This is a genomic window from Rickettsia aeschlimannii, from assembly GCF_047973405.1.
GTDB lineage: Bacteria > Pseudomonadota > Alphaproteobacteria > Rickettsiales > Rickettsiaceae > Rickettsia > Rickettsia rickettsii.
Map to the genome: position 1 here is coordinate 1 of NZ_JBFQGO010000012.1, position 6,329 is coordinate 6,329.

The following is a 6,329-nucleotide window of genomic DNA, read 5'->3' on the forward strand; positions in this document are numbered from 1 at the left end:
AGGTGTATTTGTTGCGTGGACCTTTTTATCCGTCATTGCGTGGTAATTGCATAGAAATTTACGAAGAAATCCTGTAAAATTTTTTTTATTTATTTTCTGGATTGCTGCGTCGCCTACGGTTCCTCGCAATGACGGATAAACAGGTCCACGCAACAATGCCTCCTCGCAATGACATTAAACCAACATACACTTCATATAATTCTCTTCTATCCCCATCAACTTCGCTTTAAATATCTGCCCTATTTCTAAAGGTTTATCTAGCTTTATCGGAATAAAATTTTCGGTATGGGCAATATTATTATTCTCTACTAATAACTCCACTTTCTGTCCTATATGTTTTTTAAAGAATTCGGTCAACTGGTTTTGCCCTTCTTGCCTTAAAATTTCTGCCCTTTCTTTTCTTATATTTTTAGGTACTTGTGGCATACGTGCTGCAGGCGTTCCTTCTCTTTCCGAATAAGGAAAAACATGTAAATATTGTAATTCCGCTTCTGAAATTAATTTTCTTGTATTTTCAAACATTTCAGGGGTTTCAGTCGGGAAACCAGCTATAATATCCGCACCAAAAGATACTTCCGGTCTTATTGCCCGCAGCTTCCGACAAAACTCTATTACGTTTGCTCTATTATGACGTCTTTTCATACGTTTTAATATCATATCGTCGCCTGCTTGCAAGCTAATATGAAAATGCGGCATTATCCTTTCACTATAAGCTATAAGCTCAAAAAGTTCATCATCTATTTCTGCAACATCTATTGAAGATAATCTAAGCCTCTTTAATTCAGGGACTAAATTCAACACTCGTTTAATCATTTGTGCGAATGTTGGACTTCCCGGCAAATCACTACCATAAGCCGTGACATCGACACCGGTAAAAACTACTTCTTTAAAGCCGTTTAATACCAAATGCTTTACCTGCTCTGCTATAGCTCCTATTGCTACTGATCTACTTTTTCCTCTACCATAAGGGATAATACAGAAAGTACAAAAATGATCACAACCGTTTTGTACCTGAATAAAAGCACGAGACTTACCGTCAAAGCTACTGACTAAATGACTTGCCGTCTCTTTCACCGACATTATATCGTTAACTGTTATTTTTGCATCGGTAATTTGGTAGTAATTAGGTAATAACTTCTCTTCATTACCTATAACTTTGTCAACTTCTGGCATATTACCGTACATTTGCGGACTTGTTTGAGCACTACAGCCGGTAACAATAATTTTTAAATCAGGATTATTTTTTTTAGCCTTGCGTATAGCTTGTCTTGCTTGTTTCTCAGCTGCTTTAGTTACCGCACAAGTATTGAATATTGCCACATTATCGATACCCAACAATTCCAAGTTTTTCCGTATTATCTCACTTTCGTAAATATTAAGTCTACAGCCAAATGTTACTATATCTTGTCTTAAATTATTGCTCACAATAATATTCCCCACGTGCTACAAGCGTAGCTGCCCCTTGCATTATTATATTACCGTTTTCTTCTTTCATAGTAAGATTACCGTGCTTAAAGACTATAGTACTTGGTGAATGGACAAAACCGAGCTTTAAACCGGCAGCAAAACTACCGCAAGCTCCGCTTCCGCAAGCAAGCGTTAACCCTGCCCCCCGCTCCCAAACGGATAAATAGATTTTATTATCTTTTACTTCAGCAAAATTAACGTTTACCCCATCTGCAAATAATTCCTTAGCCTGCAATTTTTCACCGACAATTTTTTGATCTTGAGGTTCTAACTTACTAAAAATAACCAAATGCGGATTACCTATATCAACGCAAATAGTTTCCTTTAAATTAATCATATAACGCTCTGCAAATTCCCAAACTTTATCACGACTTGGCATCCAAGCTTCATTAAAACTAACACTTCCTACATTAACGCTAATATTATTTTCATCATTGACATTACATAGCAATTTTTTATTACCTACCATTACGGTAATATCTTTCTTTCCCGTATCAAGATAAATTAACTTGGTTAAACATCTTGTAGCATTACCGCATAATTTAGCACTAGAGCCGTCTATGTTATATATAATCATTTCATAAAAATCATTATGCTCTTCATAAATAATAAACTGATCGCAACCGATACCTGTATGATGCTCAGACATATTTTTTGCTAACTGCGATAAATCATATGAACTTGATAAATCTCGTTTGTTAACAATAACAAAATCATTACCGAGACCATGCATTTTTACAAAATTAATTTTACTAATCATAATGTTTTACATATTAGGAAATTGTATTATATTAGGAAATTGTATTATAGCAAATTTCTTGGAATTTGCTATAATCAAAGTGATGATATATAAAAATATAGACTATTATGCTAATTTCACGTTTCTTAGACCCTAAAAATAACTATGCATTTTTTAAAATTTTCGGTACAGAAAAAATAAGGATATACTTATTCATTTTCTAAATGACATTTTAGGTTATACAGAAAAAGAAGTAATTACCGAAGTTACTTTTTTAAAAACAATCTAAGATCATGATATCACTGCTTATAGACAATCTATAGTTGATGTATTATGTAGAGATAAATACGGTACTCAATTTATTGTAGAGATGCAGGTCAGCAAACATCCAGGTTTTGAAAAACGAGTTCAGCTTTATGCAGCAAGGGCCTATTCAAGACAAATAATAAAAGAAGATGAAGATCATAAAAAAATAGCAGTATATGCAAAACTTCGAGGAGTAATATTCTTAGCTATTGTCGATTTTATTTTATTGCCCGATAAAAAAGATTGGAAATCAGATCATAGATTACTTGATACTAAAACTTATGAGAACGACCTACAAGATTTTTATTTTATCTTTTTAGAGCTTGAGAAATTTAATAAAGAATTAGATCAATTAGAGAACCTTCAAGAAAAATGGGCATATTTCTTTAAACATGCACATGAAAGCACTCTAGAAGAAATAGAGGATTTGATAGGTCATGATTTTATTATTAAAAAAGCTTTTTATGCTTTGGATCAAGCTAGTTGGTCTGAAAAAGAGTTAAATACTTATGAAAAAATGATAAAAACCGAAATGGATAATCTAGCCGTAGAAGAGCAAAAAATTATGGATGCTGAAGCTCAAGGGGAAGCCAGAGGGAAAGCAAGACAAAAAATTTCTATAGCTAAAAAAATGTTAGCAAAAAATAAACCTTTAGATAAAATTATAGATTTTACCGGTTTAACAGAAAAAGAAATCGAGCAATTATAAGTAATGAAGATCCTTAATATTATGCTAAGTCGTGACCTTGGCGGTATTCAACAAGCATTTTTAGATTATAGCACTGCTTTAGAGATGCAAAAAATTGAGGTTATAAATATTACTTCTTATAAGGCAAAAATAAATTCCTTTCTACACAAACAAAGCTTAAAACTACCTAATATAGTACCGTTTGATTTACTCTCGGTACTTATTCTTAAGTATATAATTCATAAGACTAAGTCCGATATAATTATAGCACACGGTAATAGAGCAATAAATTTTAGTAAATTTGCTAAATCACAAAATATAAAATTAATTGGTATCGCTCATAATTATAGTTTAAAAGGACTACGTAAATGTGATTTTGTTATTGCCTTGACGTATCATATGAAAGAATTTTTACTAAAAAATAACTTTGCCGAATCTAGGATATGCATCCTACCGAATATGATAAATATTGCTAAAGACTTTATTTCAAATAAAACATATAAAAAACCTGTCGTAATTGGTGTACTAGCAAGATTTGTAGCTAAGAAAGGTGTTGATGTTTTTATTCAAGCTATCAAAATTTTAAAAGAAAAAAAATATGATCTTCATGCAGTTATAGGTGGAAGTGGCGAGGAAAAAGATAATTTAATTGCTTTAGCACATAAACTTAATTTACAAGATCAAATATCATTTACGGGATGGGTTAACGATAGAGATAAATTCTTTAAACAAATAGATATTTTTTGCTTACCGTCTCTTCATGAACCGTTTGGAATTATAGTGCTTGAAGCAATGGAGGCAAGCGTGCCTATCGTTAGTACAGATACTGAAGGGCCTGCAGCAATCTTAAGCGACATGCAAGATGGGCTTATTTGTAAAGCCGGCTCTGCTGAAGATTTAGCAGAAAAAATTGTCTATCTAATAGAGAGCCCTATAAAAGCAAAAGGATTTTCTAAAAACGCCTACCTTACTCTTAAACAAAATTATGACATTAAAGTTGTTTCTGAAAAGTTACAGCATATTTTAGAAAGTTTCAGATAAGATGAATTTAAGTATGAACCTACACAGCGTATAAAAATAGGTGAACACAAGCGAATCCTGGAAAATTCACTTATATCAAGCTTTCTAAAATATGCTGTAGCAACATTATTACGTAATTATAAAAATAGTTAGTTGAAAAATAATAGTCTATATTGACATAGCGGTTTAAAGATTCATAATTAAGCGTGCTTAATTACGAGCTGGATTTATGGGGGCAGCCGCCAACGCTAGCGAATATGCTAAAAAAACTTTCCTTGCAAGTGAGTATAGCAAGGCAGCGGTATTAACATATTTCTATATTCAAATGTTAATTTTTATTAATAAATAATAATCTTACTTAAAAAATAATAAACCCATTGATAGTGATAAATATATCACATCAGAGATTGCTGTATATATCTAAATACTGAAGATTTCTGCTCTTAGCTAAGAATAGGCTTATTATATCGAACAAGCATTACTGCCGTTATCATCATCTTCACGGATAAATTTTTGCTTTACCTTAGAATTGTTATTATACGGCTTACTATTTTTTACCGGTGGATAATTTACAGGCTCATAATTTGTAACAGGCGGGACATAATTTTGATTTACTACAGCATTTGGACAAGTATATTTTGATATATCACGCTTAGTTTCTCTAAGCATGGCTTTTATCTGATTTAATTCCTCTTGTATCTTTTTTTCTTTATCGCTATCGTCTTTTCTAACCTTTTTATTCGCTCTACTTAAAGTCATATCATCATCGGATTCAGCAAAACCGGCTTCTGCTTTTTGCCTTGCTATATCCCTTTTAATCATCTTAAGATACATTTCACGATTTCTCTTTACAGGATCGATTCTTTCTCCTCTTAAAGGACTATCGCTATCATAGTCATCATCATCGTCGTTATCATAATCAAGATTATCTTCTACTATATTCTTTTTAGCCAAAGTAATATATTTATTATTATATACAGGTTTTCTCTTGCCGCCTTTGGCCCCTTTGCTATCAACCAATCTGTTATTTGCGGATCTTTGAAAATAGCTTCTAAAATTATCTGTACAAGCTGAAAGTAAAAACATTCCTAAAAATAATATTATAATTTTTTTTAACATATATTTATATTATTCTAAAACTTTTATTAGACTTCCTGTACAACTTAGCTAATAAGGAGGAATTTGTAGGAGACACGGAACGCAGTACCGCAGCGTACGCTTTGGTACGTGAGGATGCGAGTACCGGATCGACACACAAATTACCCTTAGAAGCAAGTTATGCAGAAAGTCTATTATGATTAATGCCACATAATAGCCAAACTTGCAAGGATAAAGAGCCGAACTGCTATGTACTTAGTTAAATTATTGTTATTCTGAGGTATTTTTGGTCTTGTTATATGTCTTCCACCCCGTCATTGCAAGCGCCTAAAAGGGGCGTGACAATCTCAAGACTTTAGCACGAGATTGCTTCGTCAAAACTTACAGCCTTTTCTCGCAATAACGGAAAACAAAATCTAAATCACCTCTTCTATTAGGTTACTTAATAGCTTATGCCCTTCTTTTCTTCTTTTTAATAAATTTTGTGAAGCATCCTCTAATATTTTTGGATTACTTATCAAATCGAGTATTTTATCTGCTAATTTTCCTGCAGAAATATCATTCTGCTCTAAACACCATCCTGTTTTTTTATCTTCCAATAATTTTGCATTGTAATATTGATGATTATCCGCAGCACTAGGCAGTGGAATAAAGATTGCCGGCAACCCTATATAGGTCAATTCTTCTATAGTAGATGCTCCTGCTCTTGAAATCACTAAATCGGCTTCTTTATATTGCAATGCCATATTATCAAAAAATTCAGCAAATTCATAAGTAATGTTTAATTTCGAGTATATATCTTTTATTTTCACTTGATCATCTAATGCTGCTTGCTGTATTATATTTAATTCAAGACTTGGCTGTTTTTGCATCAAAATTTGGATACTTGCAGGTATCAGCTCTGAAAATAACTTAGCTCCTTGACTACCGCCAAAGATGAATATTGTAAAAAGCTTATCATTCCGTGGCTTGACCACGGGGTCCAGTGCTTTTATTAAAGACTTTTTGGAC

The 6,329-nt window shown here is 32.6% G+C and carries 5 protein-coding genes and 2 pseudogenes; 3 read left to right on the forward strand and 4 right to left on the reverse strand.

Annotation, left to right across the window (positions count from 1 at the left end):
* Positions 1 to 174 precede the first annotated feature (174 nt).
* Complete coding sequence (mtaB, locus tag AB4K15_RS07325; RefSeq protein WP_084698820.1) at positions 175 to 1,440, reverse strand: tRNA (N(6)-L-threonylcarbamoyladenosine(37)-C(2))-methylthiotransferase MtaB; 1,266 nt, start codon at positions 1,438 to 1,440, stop codon at positions 175 to 177.
* Positions 1,415 to 2,227 (reverse strand): diaminopimelate epimerase, encoded by an 813-nt coding sequence (gene dapF, locus AB4K15_RS07330; protein WP_032074179.1) that lies wholly within the window; start codon positions 2,225 to 2,227, stop codon positions 1,415 to 1,417. The genes mtaB and dapF overlap by 26 nt, the downstream gene beginning before the upstream one ends.
* 107 nt (positions 2,228 to 2,334) lie before the next feature.
* Between dapF and AB4K15_RS07335 the strand changes: the two are divergent.
* A pseudogene (locus tag AB4K15_RS07335) lies at positions 2,335 to 3,221 on the forward strand (Rpn family recombination-promoting nuclease/putative transposase).
* 3 nt (positions 3,222 to 3,224) lie between these two features.
* On the forward strand, positions 3,225 to 4,241 hold the full coding sequence (locus AB4K15_RS07340) for a glycosyltransferase family 4 protein (protein ID WP_032074178.1): 1,017 nt from the start codon (positions 3,225 to 3,227) through the stop codon (positions 4,239 to 4,241).
* A gap of 441 nt (positions 4,242 to 4,682) precedes the next feature.
* Here AB4K15_RS07340 and AB4K15_RS07345 read toward each other — a convergent pair whose 3' ends face one another.
* Complete coding sequence (locus AB4K15_RS07345) at positions 4,683 to 5,339, reverse strand: hypothetical protein (RefSeq protein ID WP_032074177.1); 657 nt, start codon at positions 5,337 to 5,339, stop codon at positions 4,683 to 4,685.
* Between the two features lie 11 nt (positions 5,340 to 5,350).
* Between AB4K15_RS07345 and AB4K15_RS07350 the strand changes: the two are divergent.
* Positions 5,351 to 5,515: pseudogene (locus AB4K15_RS07350) on the forward strand (palindromic element RPE1 domain-containing protein); the annotation flags it as partial.
* Positions 5,516 to 5,734: 219 nt separating this feature from the next.
* Here the strand turns inward: AB4K15_RS07350 and AB4K15_RS07355 are convergent.
* The coding region (locus AB4K15_RS07355) for a glycosyltransferase (RefSeq protein WP_500225786.1) at positions 5,735 to 6,329 on the reverse strand (595 nt) is incomplete at its 5' end.

Coding starts and splice junctions, on each gene's coding strand:
- dapF (WP_032074179.1), bottom strand. CDS start 2,227: ATGATTAGTAAAATTAATTTTGTAAAAATGCATGGTCTCGGTAATGAT.
- AB4K15_RS07340 (WP_032074178.1), top strand. CDS start 3,225: ATGAAGATCCTTAATATTATGCTAAGTCGTGACCTTGGCGGTATTCAA.
- AB4K15_RS07345 (WP_032074177.1), bottom strand. CDS start 5,339: ATGTTAAAAAAAATTATAATATTATTTTTAGGAATGTTTTTACTTTCA.